We start from the raw sequence: 16,416 nt of genomic DNA, 5'->3' as shown, positions 1-16,416 counted from the left end.
AAAGTCCTTAATGCCCTTCTTATGTGTTAAGTCCCGCGAGGAGATGGTTAGGCTGTTTTATGAACCTGTCCGGCTCGTTTGTCCATTGTTTGGTAATGTATTCAAAGGGTGTTTGTCCTTTGAGAGCCTTGAGGCGTTTGGCGAAGTTATAAGCCTGTATGAACGTTTCCAGATGAGTGCGCAGCAGGTTGTGTGTCTGGTAATAATAGCGTCGAACCGTGGCCTCTTTGATGGTGCGGTTCATACGTTCGACCTGACCGTTGGTCCAGGGATGGGCCGGTTTCGTTAGCCGGTGGTCAATATCATTTTGAGCGCAGGCCAGAACAAAAGCATGGCATCGAAACCGCTGACCGGTCGCGAGCATACGCTTCACGTCCTGAGCATTCCAACTGTCGCCTTTGGGATCGGTGAAATGGGTCCCGTTGTCAGTCAGCACGGTGTGGACTTTATAAGGTACAGTCATGATGAGGTTGCGAAGAAAGTTGCCAGCAATCCTTCTGGTGGCTTTCTCATGCAGTTCCACAAAGGCAAACTTCGACGTTCTATCAATGGCAACGAACAAATAAAGCTTGCCTTCCGCAGTTCGCACCTCCGCGATATCGATGTGAAAGTAACCGATCGGATAGGCTTTGAAAGGTTTTTTGGTCTTGTTCTTATCTGGGGCTGGCAGACGCGAAATCCCGTGGCGCTGGAATAGACGGTGGAGGGATGAGCGGGTCAACTTCGGGATCGTTTCCTGCAGAGCATAAAGGCAGTCATCCAGCGCGAGTAAAGAGTGCTTGCGAAAAGCAATACACGCAGCCTCTTCAGCCACAGTAAGAACGGTAGAGCGAGGATTTTTCCGGCCCATAGGTTGATCTTCTACGCTGCTACGTTTTTTCCACTTCATAACCGTTTTGGGATTGATGTTATATCGGGTACTCAGCTCTTTGATTGTTGCATCCGATTTTTGGATGGCCGATCGAACCGCGTGAGTAGTCGTGGCGCTGCCGTGTAATACCTGTCCCATAGCCCCTCCTTACAAGATGGTGTCAACGATAAACTGATTCCATCTTCTCGCGGGACTAAACACTTATGCTTGCGGTCGTCATATTTTTTCATCACAGCATTAGACGCCTCAATTCTTTCGTCTACTTGCCCTATCTCGGTGGCTAATGCTTTGCTCTCAATTGCAAAGATTTCTTCGACCATCCGGCCACTTTCATCTTGAAGCATATCTCGCAGCTTCATTTCTCCGCGAGTTGTTTCAAGGATAGATTCAATTTCAGAAATTTTATTGGACAGAAACGGCGTCGGGCGCGTTGCTTTTTGTATTTCAGCGTCCAACCTTTCAACATTCATCATACTGGCGGCATAAATCTCTCTACAAGCATCAGCGTCATTCATCAGACCATAGCGATTAGAAAAGTCATTCAAATGGACGGTGTTACAAGTTGGGCAAAGGATCTCTGATTGATCCTCTGTCTGAAGAAATTTTATATCTTTTTCCAGTTCATCGAGTACCTTTTTCGCAATCCGCATTTCTTCTAAAGCTATTGAACGAGTGGATTGAAGCTCAGCTACCTTAAGCTTGATTTCATCATATTTTTTTTGCAAAGCATTTTGCTCGTTCAATAGCGCCTGTATACGATCAGCAAACGCTTCAGGTTCAAATGCTACGCCTATAGTTGAGCGGTGTACGTTGATCCTATCTTGAGCGCGCCCTAATGCGCTTCGTTCAGTACGCAATTCTGAAGCCTCTTTGATGCTTCGTCTTTTTTCGCCTTCGCTTGATAATATTCTTTCGGCCTCATTCCCGTATGAAAGTCAGCAACGATATTTTTGTAGTCTTTTATGAACCCTGTGCCTGAAAATGACGTCCAGCTATCGGTCCATCCAATATCTTGGTCGATGTAAAATGGCATGAAACAAAGAGCAGGGACTGGAGCAACAATACCCCCCTGTTTTGTGGTGATCTCAATATCAAAATCAAGCAACTGAGATAACTTCGGTGCTAGCCCTTTTGTCACTCCGTTAACTGCCCATAAGGGCTTTTTGTTTGCGTCAAACAGCGCAAACATCGGCCCATAGCGAAGCATGAAATAATCATCCTCATCAAGCGAGAAGCCCAATAAGCTTGCTACATTAGCGTTTTTCCAGCTTTCAGGCAGCTTGTGCGGATCGGCTCCCAAAGTGGCATAGAGAGATTTTACCAAACTTGATTTTCCAAACTCATTGTCCGCAACAACAGCAGTGACGTCGTCACTTAGGGGCATCGCTCTTGCTTTGCGCTCTTTTGTCGATAACAGTCAAAGTTTTTTGAATTTCAGTTTTTTCATGTGATTTAGTTCGCAAGCTTCTAATCAATATTTTGAATGTCTTAAGTGAGCCTCCCCCAAAGAAGTGTTCCACGTTTATGATTAGGAAAACGGAGGATCAGACATGGGAATCAAGAGACCCAAACCAGAAGAGATTGTAGTTAAACTGCGGCAAGTTGAAGTTCTGACGGGGCAAGGAATGGCGCGCATGGATGCGATCCGCCAGATCGGCGTTACCGAGCAAACCTATTACCGTTGGAAGAAGAAGTATGGCGGAATGGGTACGGAGCAACTCAAGGAACTGAAGCGGCTGCAGAAAGAGAATGAACGTTTGCGCCGTGCGGTCTCTGATCTGACATTGGACAAGCTGATCCTTACGGAGGCTGCAAAGGGAAACTTCTGAGCCCTGCTCGTCGCAGAGCCTGCATTAACCATATACGCAGTCAGGTGAAGGTTTCCGAGCGGCGTGTTTGTCGTGTTCTTGGTCAGCATCGCTCCACACAGCGTCGCTTCCCCAAAGGGCGAGCGGATGAAGATCAGCTGGTTGCAGATATGATTGAGCTGGCACGCCAATATGGCCGTTACGGTTACCGTCGCATTGCCGCTTTGCTCCGAGAGGCTGGATGGCAAGTGAACGATAAACGTGTTGAACGTCTGTGGCGACGAGAGGGGCTGAAAGTTCCCATGAAGCAACCGAAAAAGGGGCGGCTCTGGCTCAATGATGGGTCTTGCATACGTCTCCGGCCACAGTATCGCAATCACGTGTGGTCCTATGACTTTGTCCATCATCGCACTGATGATGGCAGGGCATTCAGAACGTTGAATATTTTGGATGAGTATACGCGTGAATGCCTTGCTATTCGGGTGAAGCGAAAGCTGAATGCGAGCGAAGTCATCGATGCGCTGACGGACCTGTTTATCCTGCGCGGCATACCTGCCTATATTCGTTCAGATAACGGCCCGGAGTTCGTGGCGGAGGCGGTTCAAAAGTGGATCAAATCCGTCGGAGCCCAAACAGCCTACATTGAGCCAGGATCGCCTTGGGAAAACGGATATTGCGAAAGTTTCAATGGGCGAATGCGTGATGAATTATTGAATGGAGAAATCTTCTACTCGCTACATGAAGCTCAAATAATCATAGAACGCTGGAGGAAACACTACAATACCAAACGACCGCATAGTGCTCTGGGCTACCGCCCTCCAGTTCCGGAAGTCATTATTCCGATAGACCAAAGGCCAACCATGCACTAACTTTCAAAGCGGACCACTCAAACGGGGCTGCTCAGTACACCGACAGGTCAAGTATCTTAACAATGTAGTGGAAGCCGATCATGGCAAGCTCAAGCGTGTGATTAAGCCCATGCTTGGCTTCAAGTCGAGAAAGACCGCCTATGCCACCCTCAAGGGCATTGAGGTGATGCACGCCCTTCGCAAGGGGCAGGCAAATCATTTAAAGTTGCATGCTGGCGTAAAGGGCGAAGTGCGTCTTGTTGAGCGGGCCTTTGGCCTCGGCAATAGCGTGATGGCAGACGCAATTGAGTTTATCGAAAAGAACATGGTTCCTGAAGTTGCTTAAGGCAGAACAGCCTTACCAAAGGCACCCTTAAAGATAACGTACAATATTTTTCGCATCTGTGGATGCCCCGTGTTTTGCAAGTTGTTTTTCGAGCAATTTTGGCATGTGATCGGTTGCGGTCATCTGTCAGGCCTCGTTGTGCGGCGCTGCATTTGCCGCGGGCCGGTATGGAGATACGCAACTTGGCTCCAATACACATTTGCGGGCTTTTTGCCCGGTGCGAAAGACTGGTTATGCCAAGTCGGATCTAGTCGATCGTTTACCCTTACTGCTCAAAGCCCTCCTCACATCCCGACGGACCTGTCCTGAAGCACCTATTTAGCCGGGGACAGGTTTCGGTAGTCTTCATCTTTGACCAACATAGCCCACAATCTACGAGCCATTTTGTTTGCAAGCGCGATAGCCACCACCATACTTGGTTTTCTTTCAAGCATTCTTCCAAGCCATAAGCTTTCTGGCCTCCCCGTCCGCCGGGCAGCACCAATGAGTGCCATAGCTCCGATGATCAAAAGCCTTCGGATATCGCGCTGGCCCATTTTCGAGGTTCGGCCCAAGATCTGCCTTCCCCCTGTTGAATATTGTTTTGGCACAAGCCCCAGCCATGCGGCAAAGTCCCGCCCTCGGCGGAACGTGCTCATTGATGGGGCAAATGCTGTAACCGCCATGGCCGTTATCGGCCCTATTCCGGGCATGGTTTGCAATCTTTGCGCAGCCTTGTCCTGGTTCGCTTCTATTCGAAGCTGCTTTTCCAGGGACTGGATCCGGTTTGTGAGCAGTGCAATTTGCTCCAGGTAGATCTGACCGAGTTGAAGCACCACAGGAGGCAGGTCACTGTTCGGAGCATTCAAAGCCTCAGCCAGTTTCTTAACGTGTATCGCCTTTCTTGGTGCGAGGCAGCCAAACTCAGCCAAATGAGCTCTCAAGGCGTTGATCAACTGAGTACGTTGACGTACAAAAAGATCGCGGCTACGGAATAACACGGCGCGACTTTGCTGATCCTTTGATTTTATCGGAACCGTACGCATTGTGGGGCGCGACGCTGCTTCCGCAATGGCTTCCGCGTCAGCTGCATCGTTTTTTTGACGTTTTACAAATGGTTTCACATAGATTGGGGGAATCAATTTAACATCATGCCCCAGAGCGCGAATTTCTCGCCCCCAACTATGGGCAGTAGCGCAAGCTTCCATTGCCACAACACAAGGTTCTTGTTTGGCAAAGAACGGTAACATCTGCCCGCGTGACAATTTCCGTCGAAATAAAACCTTGCCGTCTGGTGCCGCACCATGAGCTTGAAAACTGTGCTTTGCCAAATCTAAACCTATAATGCTAACCTCTGCCATGGATGTCCCTTCCCAATCTTCGATTGCTTCAATCGTAAATATGGCACATTGCGATGCCGCCGGGTGGGGCATCCACTCCATCACATTTGCTGTTGAGTTCGGTTCCACTCACACTGGATGAGGGGATCAGATTATGGACGAGACCGATAAGCAGAAGGAATTGAACAACGTCATCCGCATTGATGAGGCCCGGATCAAGGATCATCTTGGCGAGATGGTACGCGGCACGGTTGAAGAGGCCTTGAATGCGATGCTGGATGCCGAAGCCGACCGATTGTGTGGGGCTGGACGCGATGAACGCTCTGAAGGGCGTCAGGATACGCGTGCTGGTAGTTATGAGCGTTCCCTGCGCACCAAGGCTGGTCCGGTTAAGCTGAAGATGCCAAAGCTGCGTAAGCAAGCCTTTGAGACGGCGATCATCGAGCGTTACCAGCGCCGGGAAAGCTCGGTTGAGGAAGCGCTTATCGAGATGTATCTGGCGGGTGTTTCGGTGCGCCGTGTGGAAGACATAACCGAGGCCCTGTGGGGGACGCGAGTCTCACCAGGTACAGTTTCCAATCTCAATAAGAAGATCTACGCCAAGATCGAACAATGGTGCCAGCGCCCCATCGAGGGGGATCATCCCTATCTGTATTTGGACGGCATTGTAATGAAGCGCACCTGGGCTGGGGAGGTTCGCAATGTTTCATTGCTGGTGGCTTCTGCGGTTAACACAGAAGGATACCGCGAGATTGTTGGGATCGTTGAAGGGGCCAAGGAAGACAAGTCCGGCTGGTCGTCATTTCTACGCCATTTGATAGATCGTGGTCTTTCCGGCGTTCAATTAATCATTTCTGATGCCTGTCGTGGATTGATTGAAAGCATTGAGGAGTACCTTCCTGAGGCCCGCTGGCAGCGTTGTATGGTTCGCTCAAAGGGAAAACGATTCACTGGATCGTTTTCAGCTCCTTCTCGCTACCGTAATGTATTTTCTTAACTACCCTCTACCAGAGTTCGGGAGGTAAGCCATATGCTCAAGGCGATCCATGCGCAGGAAAGTCGTGCGGCAGCACAACAAAAAACCGAGGCTGTTATCGCTGCTTTGCGAGCACGCAAGATGACCAAAGCGGCAGAACTGATCGAAACCCATATCGGGGAGACGCTGAGTTTTTATGCCTTCCCTGACAGCCACTGGCGCAAGATCAGGACCAATAATCCGTTGGAGCGTATCATGCGGGAGATTCGACGCAGAACCCGTGTGGTTGGGGCGTTTCCAGACGGAAAGTCCTGTCTTAATCTGGCGGCCGCCAGATTAAGACACATCGCAGGATCCACATGGGCCACAAAACGATACATGAACATGAAGCCACTCTTCGAAAACATCGAGGATCAAACCGGAGCCGTTGCTTGAAAGCAAAAAGTGCGAAAGATATTTGACACTACCCCCTTAAAACGAGTTTGCAACAGGACCCTTCCAGCCAACCTTTCCAGGATGGAGCGATGGGGATGCGGCAAGTTCCAAAAGGTACGCTCTGATGTACGGATACCAGATGAGATGCTTATAGGGGATAGTAAGGAAGCGTATGAGCGCGAAGCGCGGTGGCAGCTTGAGATAGAAGCGGAGCTATAGAAGCTTTTGACGAAAAGATAGGCTATCGGTGTGTCGACTGTTTCAGGTGGTGCAGAAAATCTGCACAAGCCTGTCCCTACAGTATCCTAATTGAAAACTATTTCCAGATTCATAGGTTCTTCATATCCGAGTACTTTGCTCACAAATAGCCTATGACTACCAACTTTTTCATGACTGAGCTCTAAATCAGCATGGCTGCTTTCAAACTCATCTGGGCAGTTGAAAATCAAAGAGAATTGCTGGCGAAATCGACTGGGAGTTTCCGGACCTCTATGAACTTGTAAAAGTTCAACTCTAAAGTGCCCAAGAGAAAACATCTCGCCTTCTAGGCCTTCGAAATTTTCAACTTTTAAGTCACCAATTCTCTTCATTTACTTTACCTTTTCTATTGCTGTGTAATTACTTACTGTTGACATCAGAGAGTGTGAAAAACGCATATCAGGGGAGTGCTGCCTATTTAGTTTCAGGTGGAATTGCTTTAAGCGCGCTGCGGATACGTCCCAAGCATCGCAATTTCATAGGTGATCGCTAAATAACGCTCCATAATGGGAAGAGGCTGCCCTCCTCCTTCGGTAGACATGGTGTTGCCTGAAGTTGAGAGTGCAACTCCACTGGTTGATGTTGGTGTAAATCCATCACCTGACGTAGTACCAACAACCGGGACTGACAGAACTGCATTTGCACTAGGTACGGAATCTCCGACAAGCGAAGAAGCTGCTGGGAAAACATTTGTATGCGTATGAGGTGGCAAGTTCTGCTCAATTAATGTGACAGTTTCATTGCCCGCTCGCTGCCCCAATATATACTGAAATCCCGTTGGGGGGGATGCTCGTGTTGTAGGACCAACTGGAAATCTACCGCGCAGCTCCGGCAAGCCAAAGCTAGTTCGTCCATCCCCTCCATAGGTTGTTCCAATGAGAGAAAAAAGGGTTTGTTGAGAGGCGATGGAAAGTAAGGCGCCGCTACATACTCCATAGCCGCGGATAGCAAAATTAAGCCCAAACATACTTACCTGAGAAATAAAAGGATCAGCCATTGGTTCCTCACAATCATAGTTTGACATGCCCTATGAGCGGCTTGGGAAAGTTCCTGTTAACGCAATCTGATAGTTGACCACTTGGTAAGGGCACTCAATGCTGAAAGAACCTTCGTTACCTGTTGAATTTGTTTTGGGCGCATTGGCGGAGGCTAGGGATGTGACTGCTCCTGTTGCAGTATACCAATCTGCAACAAATGGTTGACCACCGAAAATACCTCTGGGGTTTGCGGGCATTGATGAATCCGAGGGCCCTTCGCTTCCATCTATATTTTGTGCTAACTGTACAAAAGAGTGTGTATGGGCAGGCATGCAAACATAAGGTAAATACTCGCTGGAGAAGCCCCCTGGCAACCCAATTGGTCGGTTTGTAAGACCTGGCCCTTGTCCACTTTGCACCGGCACTCTGGCACGAAGGTCTGGAAGAGCAAAGTCAGTCCGTCCATTGCCTCCATATAAAGTCGAAATTAATGCAAACAGTGCTGTAAACTCGTTTATGCCCAAGGTCGCTCCTTGGCATAAGGCCCAGTTTCTCACGCCGAAATCGTTCCCAAATATGGAAATCTGCGATATGAAAGGCTCAGTCATTTTATACTTCCCTCAGAAAAAAAAGCTTAATTTCGAGGCGGATAAGCCCCTTTCAAAGCGATTTCATAGTTAATGACGGAATATGGACTACGGACTGAGAATGATAGCCCAGAGCCAGTAGACAATGTTTCATTAAGACCAGTAGAAATGGTTGTGTCGGCACCTGAGTCATCAACGAATGAAAAACCGGAGAACTTTGCGCCAGAACCAGTTGTGAATGTTGGTTGTGCCAGACTTAGGCCAGCAGCTGCTTTGGTCTCACCATCTGAATCCCTAACACCTAGTCGCACATTACTGTGAGAGTGCGTGGTTAAGCTAACAGTAGTTAATGTCTGTGCTTCCTGTCCTGCTTTTGTCCCTAGACGTTCCGCATACCATCCTTTTGGACTTCTTCCCCGAAAGTCAGGTAGGCCAAAGGTTGTTTGGCCATTTCCGCCATAATAATCCTTCAACAAACTCGCAAGTGCTTGATTTTGGGATACAGCGAGGACTTGACCATCGCAAAAAGCCCAATCTCTTACCGCAAAAGTTAAGGCCCAGATAGATATCTCTGAAAGGAATGGTTCAGCCATCAAATTTCCCTAAGAAAGTAAACTTTAATCTACGCATCTATAAGTTGATTAATATTTCATATACAATCTATACGAATATAGGCGCGGTACCACCCACGGGAGTTGTGAGGTGAATTTTCAATAACTAAAAATGTGAGTATGCTGCTACCCGGTTTTCATAGCGACCATCTTTTGAGTAGCATTGCTTGTCGGCGTGTATCTTTCAGGTGGAACGAACAGTATTCTCACCTTGATCAGCCTGTTTGTTTTGACTGGCCTAGCGTCGAAAAATGTAGTTTTGATTGTGGAGCTTGCAAGAGATCTGGAAAATAAGTGGCACAGTATAACTGAGGCCGCAATTGAAGCGAGCCGCTTGTGTTTAAGGTCTTATCGTGATGACGTCCTTTGCTTTCATCATAGGTGTCATTCCGCAAGTGATCTCTAGCGGTGACAGGGATAAAATGTGCCAAGCCATCGGTGTGGCCGTCTTTTCCGGCATGATCGACGTTATATTCTTTGGCATTATCTTGGCACCTGTCTTTTACGCTCTGGAGCGAATAGCAGCTGAGGTCATGACGAGAAAGAACTGTATGCAGAAAGTAAAGCTACGTAGCAGCACGAAGTTTGGAGGAGAAATTCAACTGAGCTTCCCCTCTCCAAACCGGGCATATACTTCTCAATAACCCCAGCTCATCGCCTCGTCCAACGGTGTTAACTCAGCATTCGAACTAAATTATAGTAGAATTCATCAGTAAAATCTTTGAAGCCTATTGGGATACAATAAAATCTGTATTCTCCAGTAAAGGAGGCGTAAACCAAATTAGGAACCAAGATAGTGACCAACAGAAACAAAATCTTATTGTAAGTAGTTGAAACTATTAAATTTCCGTAATAACCTGCCGCTCTCCGTGTCCGCCATCTTTTTTTGATATCGTTGATTTATTTAGGCTTTCCTCAGTGGAGGGTTTAACTATGACGTGTCCCGGCATTGCCATCTATGAACATGCCCCGGATTGCAAGAGTTATATAAATTATGGCAAAGTAGGTTTGCAGTCATCTATCCGGCCTGCTCTCGCGGTCTATTCCGCTGGCCCTGATGGAATTTGTAGACCAACACCCAATCAAGTTAACGAGCTCATAGCTCCGGCAATGCCGTTTTACGTGTTTTCAGAATTCTGATATGAAACCCTCATGCGCGTAAAGCTCATGGAAATATGAGCTTTTTGTATTAGAGATACAGCTTGCAGGTCGCCGAGTTTTAATGCGGTTAGAATGTCATCTAATTCGCGGTTAAAGATGGCAACTTCATCTCCCAAGTCAATGACAGAAGCGAAAAGGGATTTTAGCCAGATTCGGGTGGTCTGCATATATAACTGTTCGGAAACTTCCCTAAGTGGAATATTTTCTGTAAGCTGAAGGAGTGCGAGAAAGAACTCCATAATAAGAATTGAAAATTCGCGTGCATTAGGGCTTTTCAATAACTGTTTAGAGCGTAAAGACAGGGCATTTAATTCTTCTACCATGGTCTGTTTTGGGGAGGCTGGCGAGAGCTTCCCGCTTAGTTCTGCCAGTTCCATCCGCAATAGGTAAGTCTGTTCTAGTTCAGTGATATCTACGTCTGTGACAAACGTGCCAACCCCGTGGACTGATTGTAATAGGCCGTCGCTTTCCAGCCGTACCAGAACTCTGCGCAACGGTGTGCGGCTCACCCCGAATTCTTCGGCTAGTTCGGTTTCTGATAGGCGTGTTCCTGGGGAGTAATCCAGCAGACAAATTCGGTCCCTGATTTCGTAGTACATCCGATCAAATCGATCTCGGGCGCTGTTGTCTACGCTGGTTTTATCTATAAGGTTCACCGGTTTAACTCTCTCAATTCTTTGTGTTGTATACACCGATAAAGTCGTGGGGGAAGCCACTGTTCCGGCTGCTTTTCTTAATTTCTGTAAAGAGCTTTTTGATAGGTAGCAACTCTCAGGATAGGAGGAGGTGACGCGAAGTTGAGGTGCGCAATGTTTCCAAGCCATACGCAAGATCATAGCGCAATTTCATATTAAACCAGCCGTTCGCAAAGACGATCCAGCATCTCAAGGCATTGAGATATCTGGGTAACCGAAACATACTCATCAGACTTGTGTGCCTGTTCAATTGAGCCCGGACCGCAAACAACGACTGTCATTCCTAATGCTTGAAACATGCCTGCCTCAGTACCGAATGACACTAAATCTGTCTCATGCGTGCCGGTTAGTTCGCTAAGGATTGTACGCGCTTCATTTTCCGGGACGGGCTCAAGACCATCCACCTCAGCAATAATTTCGGTAACAACACTCGCATCAGGGCAAATAGCCTGCATTGCTGGTAGTAAGGCATGGGTGCAGTATTGATCTAGATGATTTTTAACGAAGTCCGCATCAGAGGGTTGAACTGGACGCATTTCCCACTCGACACGTGCCTTCCCGGGGATCACGTTACGGGCTGTACCCCCAATGAGTGCGCCTGTGTTGATGGTTGTCCAAGGGGGCTCAAATCTACAATTCTTGGGCGCTTTACTACGCAGTTCATCTTTTAACTCAAGTAAGCGGCTCACATATCGGGTTGCATACTCAACAGCGTTAACACCTTGATCAGGGTTGGAACCGTGACCTTCTAGTCCCGTAAAATGGGTTATGTACTCGTAACATCCTTTGTGACCTTCTATAATCCGCATTGATGTGGGTTCGCCAACAATAGCAACGGCAGGGTTCAGTCTGTGCTGGCGAAGTGACTGGGCAAGAGCTTGAGCGCCGAAGCAGCCAACTTCCTCGTCATATGTAAACGCAAAGTGGATCGGACGTTTGAGGTTAAGCTGGGCATATCGCGGGGCCATGGCGACCGCTGCCGCAATGAACCCCTTCATATCGCAGGTTCCTCTGCCAAACAATTTTCCATTCCGCTCAATCATTTCGAACGGGTCGTTTGTCCAGTCTTGATCAGCAGTCGGAACAACATCGCAGTGCCCAGATAGTACGATGCCATCATCAATGTTGGGGCCTATCGTGGCAAAGAGGTTTGCCTTCCTCCCACTTTCATCCCGCCAGATTTCAACCGTCGCTCCTGAACTGGACAGATACTGGGCAAGGCAATCGATCATATCCAGATTGCTATTGGACGATATTGTCGGGAATGCAATCAGCTCTTTCAATAGGGCTTTGGTGGTGTCAAGAACGTTCATAGATCAGTCCTTCACAAACAATTTTCGCTCAACATTGCACAGGGCTTCTGCCGGACCTGTTTCGCAAATGAGAATAGTTTCAGTGGTTTCAAGGCCCCAATCATCCAGCCAAAGGCCAGGCATGAAGTGGAAGGTCATTCCTGGCAGGAGGATCGTTTCGTCTGTTGGCCGAAGGGATACAGTGCGTTCCCCCCAATCAGGTGGGTAGCTCAAGCCAATTGGGTAACCACAGCGTCCGCCGCGTTCAATGCCCACTTTTGTCAATGCTTCATTGAGGGCGTTTGCCACGTCGCAGGCTCGATTTCCCGCCTTTGCAGCTATCAAGCCAGCTTCCAGACCGTCAGTTAGGGCAGCTGATGCATCGAGCATTGTTTGAGGTGGCTTGCCTAAGAAGACGGAGCGGCATAGGGGGGCGTGATAGCGGCGGTAGCAACCTGAGAGCTCGAAAAACGTAATTCCGCCAGTTTCCATCTGATTGCCATTCCATGTTAGATGCGGTGCAGTTGCATCAAGTCCGGAAGGGGTGAGTGGGACTATTGCTGGATAGTCGCCCCAATCTTCACCAGTGCCCATGATGCCTGCGTGGCAAATGTCGGCAACCAGTTCGTTTTTTCGTAGACCCGGTTCAGCTTTTTCCAGCGCGATTCCGATAATTGTCTCCGATATCCGTGCTGCTTTGCGAATGAAAACCAGTTCTTCCTCAGACTTCACTCCGCGCTGCCAGTTGACCAGCGCTGTGGCATCTATCAGATGTGCACTGGGCAATTGCGCGGTTAGAACCGCATGTGCCTTGGCAGAGTAATAGTAGTTCTCCATTTCCACGCCGATTCGAGATGTGGAGTAACCCATCTTTTGTAGGTGTTGTGCCAAATCTTCCATCGGATGACAGGTTGTCGATTGAATGTATTGATCTGCGTAACCAAGCACTTGATCATCACTCATCCAAACCGTGCGGCGTGCTCCATTGGCATCTTGAATGCGGCCCCACCACAAAGGTTCGCCCTCCATGGGTAAGATGACGCCTTGATGAACATAAAATGACCAGCCGTCATAACCAGTCAACCACGCTTGGTTTGAAGGGTCGGTGACGAACAGAACGTCGATACCAGCTGATACCATAGCGCTACGGGTTTTGGCGAGACGGCGGTCATATTCGGCTTTGCTGAATGGAACGTTCTGCAAACCCATCGTTTACCTCATGGCTTGGAGTTCAATTTGTACACAACTACATATTTTCCATCCAGTTAGATCCAAAATAACCAGAGATGCAAGTATTAATATTGCTATTTTGTTCGCGTAAAAGCAATTTTATTGTTGACTGTATGAAAATTTCAATCATGTTGTATACATCAAGTGTTTGTACTTAAGGTCTCAATAGCACCTGTTTTGAGGTGGTAACTGAGCCTCCCTCAACTTGTAAAAACGGCTGATATGACTTTCACACTTGCAGACATTTTTTCTGCCCGGACACGAATAAAGGGAATTGCTGACCATACGCCCTTTATTCCTTCTCCTTTCATGTCGGACTTTTGCGGGCAGGAATTTCTAATGAAAATGGAAAATATGCAGCCTGTTGGTGCGTTCAAACTGCGCGGGGCAGTCTCTGCGGTGATGGCGCTTGGTGATGATGTGCGCGGTGTAACATGCTGTTCAACGGGTAATCATGGTCGGGCTGTAACGTTTGCTGCCAAGAAGCGTGGCATTCGAGCTGCTGTGTGCATGTCTTCATTGGTTCCCAAGGCCAAAGTCGATGCTATCCGAGCGTTGGGAGCTGAGGTTCGTATCATCGGTACAACACAAGATGAAGCTATGTGCGAAAGTCAGCGCCTGTGCGAAGCTGAAGGGCTGGTTGAAATCTCTCCATTTGATGACCCTCTTGTCATTGGCGGGCAAGGTACGATCGGGTTGGAGATGCTTGAGGTTTGCCCGGATTTGGAAACAATTTTAGTGCCGCTGTCTGGGGGAGGGCTTGCTGCGGGAGTGGCAACGGCTGCTAAAGCGATCAACCCGGATATCCGCGTAATTGGAATTACTATGGACCGCGGGGCAGCCATGTATGAAAGCGTTAAAGCAAATACACCGGTTCAGATTCCTGAGTTTTCGTCTCTGGCTGACTCTCTGGGTGGAGGCATTGGCCTTCATAACCGCCTTTCTTTTCCAATTTGCCGTGATCTGCTTGATGACTACATACTTGTAACGGAAGATGAAATTCGCCGTGCAATGCAGGTGATGTTTTATGAAGATCGCATCGTGGCAGAAGGGGCATCGGCTGTTGGCATAGCGGCTGTTCTAGCGGGAAAAGTTCCAGTGCTGAACGGGCCTGTTGCTACAATTATCACGGGCCGAAACCTTGATATGCCAACGTTTGCACGCATCATGATGGGGCAGGACGTTACAATTGGGGAATTGCAAGTCAAAGGTGTTGCCTATGATGCCTGAGGCTGCCGCAGAACACTTAGTAAATTCACTTTTTGATAACAAACGGCGCACAAGACGCCGTGCCAATTAAAGACCAAGTATTTCTAAAATCTAAGAGGGCGTTATGACAAATATTTTTAAAAGAGCAATGAAGTCCTGTGCCGCAATGGGGTTGGTGCTTGCTGCAACGGGATCGGTTCAAGCTGATACGTGGCGCTATGCTTTTGAAGAGGCAATGACTGATGTTCAAGGGGTTTACGCGCAAAAGTTCAAGGCAGAAATCGAAGCAAATTCTGACCATGAAATCCAGCTGTTTCCCTATGGAACACTTGGAGAATCCACGGACATCATGGAACAAACGCAAGATGGCATATTGCAGTTTGTAGATCAGTCTCCGGGCTTTACTGGTGCTTTGATCCCGGAAGCTCAGGTCTTTTTTGTGCCGTATCTTCTACCAACAGACCAAAACCATCTGGCGCGCTTCTACCGCGAAAGTAAAGCGATCAACCAGTTATTCAAGCCGCTGTATGCGGAAAAAGGGCTGGAGCTGCTCAACATGTTCCCTGAAGGCGAAGTGGCAATGACCACTAAAACGCCGGTTAAGACATGCTCCGATCTCGATGAAGTCAAATTCCGCGTCATGTCCAACCCACTTTTGGTTGAAAGTTATCGCGTTTTCGGCGCCAGCCCAACGCCTCTGCCATGGGGTGAAGTGTATGGGGGCCTGCAAACCAACCTTATTCAAGGTCAGGAAAACCCGACATTTTTCCTTTATTCGACCAAAATATATGAAGTCACCGATTACATCACTTATGCCGGACACAACAACTTCACCACCGCTGTAATGGCAAACAAAGACTTTTATGATGGCCTAAGTTCAGAGGATCAGGAAGTTATTCAAAAAGCAGCCGCGGCAGCTTATGACCACACCGTTGTCTACCAGAAACAAGCTGGTGAAACTGAGCTTGCTAAAATTCTGGAAGCCAAACCGGAGATGACTGTTACTGTTCTTACAGAAGAAGAGCGGGGCTGCTTTAAAGAGGCTGCGTTGGAAGTTGAAAACACATTCATTGAAATGACTGGCGACAGTGGAAAGAAAATTCTTGCGCAATTGAAAGCTGATTTGGTGGCTACTGCGGACTAAAAAGCCGTTGGAACCAGATCTATTTATGCTGAGCGGTAAATCCCGCTCGGCTCTTTTCATAAGTTGCAAGGCGGTGGGATGAGCAATCGGCACCAATCAGATTTACCGGGCATTCTGGGAGTTATTGACAGAAGCATTAGTCGCATCGAGTCCGCACTTTTGGCTGTGGGTGTATTGCTGATGGCAACAAACACGATCGCCAATGTGCTCGGGCGATTTCTTCTTGGAAATTCCATATTCTTTTCCGAAGAACTGAACCGTATACTGATCATTCTGATCACGTTTGCGGGCATCAGTTACGCCGCGCGCCATGGCCGACATATTCGCATGAGCGCGATTTATGACGAAATGCCTTCTCGATACCGCAAGGTGATGATGGTGATTATCTCGCTTGTCACCGCAGCCTTCCTGTTTCTACTTTGCTACTATTCGGTCAACTACATAGATACTCAGGCATCACGTGGCCGAGTATTGCCTGCGCTTCAAATTCCTGTTTGGATTATTCTTGTTTGGGTTCCTGTTGGATTTTTCATGACAGGGACACAGTACCTGCTGACTGCCATCAAGAATTTGACAGCCCCTGACGTGTATCTCTCGACCCACATGCTGGAAGGCTATGAAGAAGATGAAATCGAGATTTAGAGGGGCT

17 protein-coding genes and 2 pseudogenes are annotated in these 16,416 nt (G+C 48.2%); 8 read left to right on the top strand and 11 right to left on the bottom strand.

Annotated features, from left to right (window positions below):
• Nucleotides 1–19 precede the first annotated feature (19 nt).
• The 3 genes from P6574_RS13060 to P6574_RS13050 are packed head-to-tail and all read right to left on the bottom strand — an operon-like array spanning nt 20 to nt 2,255.
• Nucleotides 20–1,009 (bottom strand): IS481 family transposase, encoded by a 990-nt coding sequence (locus P6574_RS13060; protein WP_310620705.1) that lies wholly within the window; start codon nt 1,007–1,009, stop codon nt 20–22.
• A complete protein-coding gene (locus tag P6574_RS13055) occupies nt 922–1,728 on the bottom strand; it encodes a hypothetical protein (protein WP_310620704.1) in 807 nt (268 codons plus the stop codon). Before P6574_RS13055 ends, P6574_RS13060 begins: the two co-directional genes overlap by 88 nt.
• On the bottom strand, nt 1,704–2,255 hold the full coding sequence (locus P6574_RS13050; RefSeq protein ID WP_310620703.1) for a hypothetical protein: 552 nt from the start codon (nt 2,253–2,255) through the stop codon (nt 1,704–1,706). The genes P6574_RS13055 and P6574_RS13050 overlap by 25 nt, the downstream gene beginning before the upstream one ends.
• A 166-nt stretch (nt 2,256–2,421) precedes the next feature.
• Here P6574_RS13050 and P6574_RS13045 point away from each other — a divergent pair.
• Both P6574_RS13045 and P6574_RS13040 read left to right on the top strand, forming a co-directional pair.
• Nucleotides 2,422–3,548, top strand: a protein-coding gene (locus tag P6574_RS13045) for an IS3 family transposase (RefSeq protein WP_310620702.1) whose coding sequence is annotated in 2 segments (ribosomal slippage) — nt 2,422–2,686 and nt 2,686–3,548 — 1,128 coding nt in all. Because the reading frame shifts where the segments join, the coding sequence is not laid out codon by codon here.
• A gap of 37 nt (nt 3,549–3,585) precedes the next feature.
• Nucleotides 3,586–3,873 (top strand): annotated as a pseudogene (locus P6574_RS13040) (DDE-type integrase/transposase/recombinase); the annotation flags it as partial.
• A gap of 314 nt (nt 3,874–4,187) precedes the next feature.
• On the opposite strand, the gene P6574_RS13035 reads toward P6574_RS13040, so the two are convergent.
• Nucleotides 4,188–5,213 carry an IS110 family RNA-guided transposase gene (locus tag P6574_RS13035; RefSeq protein WP_310622113.1) on the bottom strand — a complete coding sequence of 342 codons (1,026 nt, stop codon included), beginning with the start codon at nt 5,211–5,213 and terminating at the stop codon, nt 4,188–4,190.
• Between the two features lie 133 nt (nt 5,214–5,346).
• Between P6574_RS13035 and P6574_RS13030 the strand changes: the two are divergent.
• Nucleotides 5,347–6,603, top strand: a pseudogene (locus P6574_RS13030) (IS256 family transposase).
• Between the two features lie 305 nt (nt 6,604–6,908).
• On the opposite strand, the gene P6574_RS13025 reads toward P6574_RS13030, so the two are convergent.
• The 4 genes from P6574_RS13025 to P6574_RS13010 all read right to left on the bottom strand — a co-directional run bounded on the left by P6574_RS13025 (nt 6,909) and on the right by P6574_RS13010 (nt 9,018).
• Nucleotides 6,909–7,193 carry a DUF6916 family protein gene (locus P6574_RS13025; RefSeq protein WP_310620701.1) on the bottom strand — a complete coding sequence of 95 codons (285 nt, stop codon included), beginning with the start codon at nt 7,191–7,193 and terminating at the stop codon, nt 6,909–6,911.
• A gap of 107 nt (nt 7,194–7,300) precedes the next feature.
• The gene (locus P6574_RS13020; RefSeq protein ID WP_310620700.1) at nt 7,301–7,858 is read right to left on the bottom strand and encodes a phage tail protein; all 558 of its coding nucleotides are present in this window, start codon (nt 7,856–7,858) and stop codon (nt 7,301–7,303) included.
• Nucleotides 7,859–7,888: 30 nt separating this feature from the next.
• Entirely contained in the window at nt 7,889–8,446 is a 558-nt protein-coding gene (locus P6574_RS13015) for a phage tail protein (RefSeq protein ID WP_310620699.1), read from the bottom strand.
• Nucleotides 8,447–8,472: 26 nt separating this feature from the next.
• Nucleotides 8,473–9,018, bottom strand: a complete 546-nt coding sequence (locus tag P6574_RS13010; protein WP_310620698.1) for a phage tail protein — start codon at nt 9,016–9,018, stop codon at nt 8,473–8,475.
• Nucleotides 9,019–9,211: 193 nt separating this feature from the next.
• Here P6574_RS13010 and P6574_RS22140 point away from each other — a divergent pair, with 193 nt between their 5' ends.
• Both P6574_RS22140 and P6574_RS13005 read left to right on the top strand, forming a co-directional pair.
• Nucleotides 9,212–9,442 carry an efflux RND transporter permease subunit gene (locus P6574_RS22140; RefSeq protein ID WP_405048101.1) on the top strand — a complete coding sequence of 77 codons (231 nt, stop codon included), beginning with the start codon at nt 9,212–9,214 and terminating at the stop codon, nt 9,440–9,442.
• On the top strand, nt 9,393–9,680 hold the full coding sequence (locus P6574_RS13005; RefSeq protein ID WP_310620697.1) for an efflux RND transporter permease subunit: 288 nt from the start codon (nt 9,393–9,395) through the stop codon (nt 9,678–9,680). The genes P6574_RS22140 and P6574_RS13005 overlap by 50 nt, the downstream gene beginning before the upstream one ends.
• 474 nt (nt 9,681–10,154) lie before the next feature.
• Here the strand turns inward: P6574_RS13005 and P6574_RS13000 are convergent, their stop codons facing one another.
• The 3 genes from P6574_RS13000 to P6574_RS12990 form a co-directional block, all read right to left on the bottom strand.
• On the bottom strand, nt 10,155–10,853 hold the full coding sequence (locus tag P6574_RS13000; RefSeq protein WP_310620696.1) for a GntR family transcriptional regulator: 699 nt from the start codon (nt 10,851–10,853) through the stop codon (nt 10,155–10,157).
• 194 nt (nt 10,854–11,047) lie between these two features.
• On the bottom strand, nt 11,048–12,205 hold the full coding sequence (argE, locus tag P6574_RS12995; RefSeq protein ID WP_310620695.1) for an acetylornithine deacetylase: 1,158 nt from the start codon (nt 12,203–12,205) through the stop codon (nt 11,048–11,050).
• A 3-nt stretch (nt 12,206–12,208) separates the two neighbouring features.
• Complete coding sequence (locus P6574_RS12990) at nt 12,209–13,393, bottom strand: M24 family metallopeptidase (protein WP_310620694.1); 1,185 nt, start codon at nt 13,391–13,393, stop codon at nt 12,209–12,211.
• A 243-nt stretch (nt 13,394–13,636) separates the two neighbouring features.
• On the opposite strand from P6574_RS12990, the gene eutB reads away from it, so the two are divergent.
• The 3 genes from eutB (at nt 13,637) to P6574_RS12975 (ending at nt 16,409) form a co-directional block, all read left to right on the top strand.
• Nucleotides 13,637–14,644 carry a hydroxyectoine utilization dehydratase EutB gene (gene eutB / locus P6574_RS12985; protein ID WP_310620693.1) on the top strand — a complete coding sequence of 336 codons (1,008 nt, stop codon included), beginning with the start codon at nt 13,637–13,639 and terminating at the stop codon, nt 14,642–14,644.
• 103 nt (nt 14,645–14,747) lie between these two features.
• Nucleotides 14,748–15,767, top strand: coding sequence for a TRAP transporter substrate-binding protein (locus tag P6574_RS12980; RefSeq protein WP_310620692.1), 1,020 nt, complete (start codon nt 14,748–14,750; stop codon nt 15,765–15,767).
• A 78-nt stretch (nt 15,768–15,845) separates the two neighbouring features.
• Nucleotides 15,846–16,409 carry a TRAP transporter small permease gene (locus tag P6574_RS12975; protein WP_310620691.1) on the top strand — a complete coding sequence of 188 codons (564 nt, stop codon included), beginning with the start codon at nt 15,846–15,848 and terminating at the stop codon, nt 16,407–16,409.
• Nucleotides 16,410–16,416: the final 7 nt, after the last annotated feature.

The organism is Pseudovibrio sp. M1P-2-3 (genome assembly GCF_031501865.1).
GTDB lineage: Bacteria > Pseudomonadota > Alphaproteobacteria > Rhizobiales > Stappiaceae > Pseudovibrio > Pseudovibrio corallicola.
The sequence above is the reverse complement of the archived record's forward strand: the minus strand, read 5'-3'. Positions and strand labels throughout refer to the sequence as shown.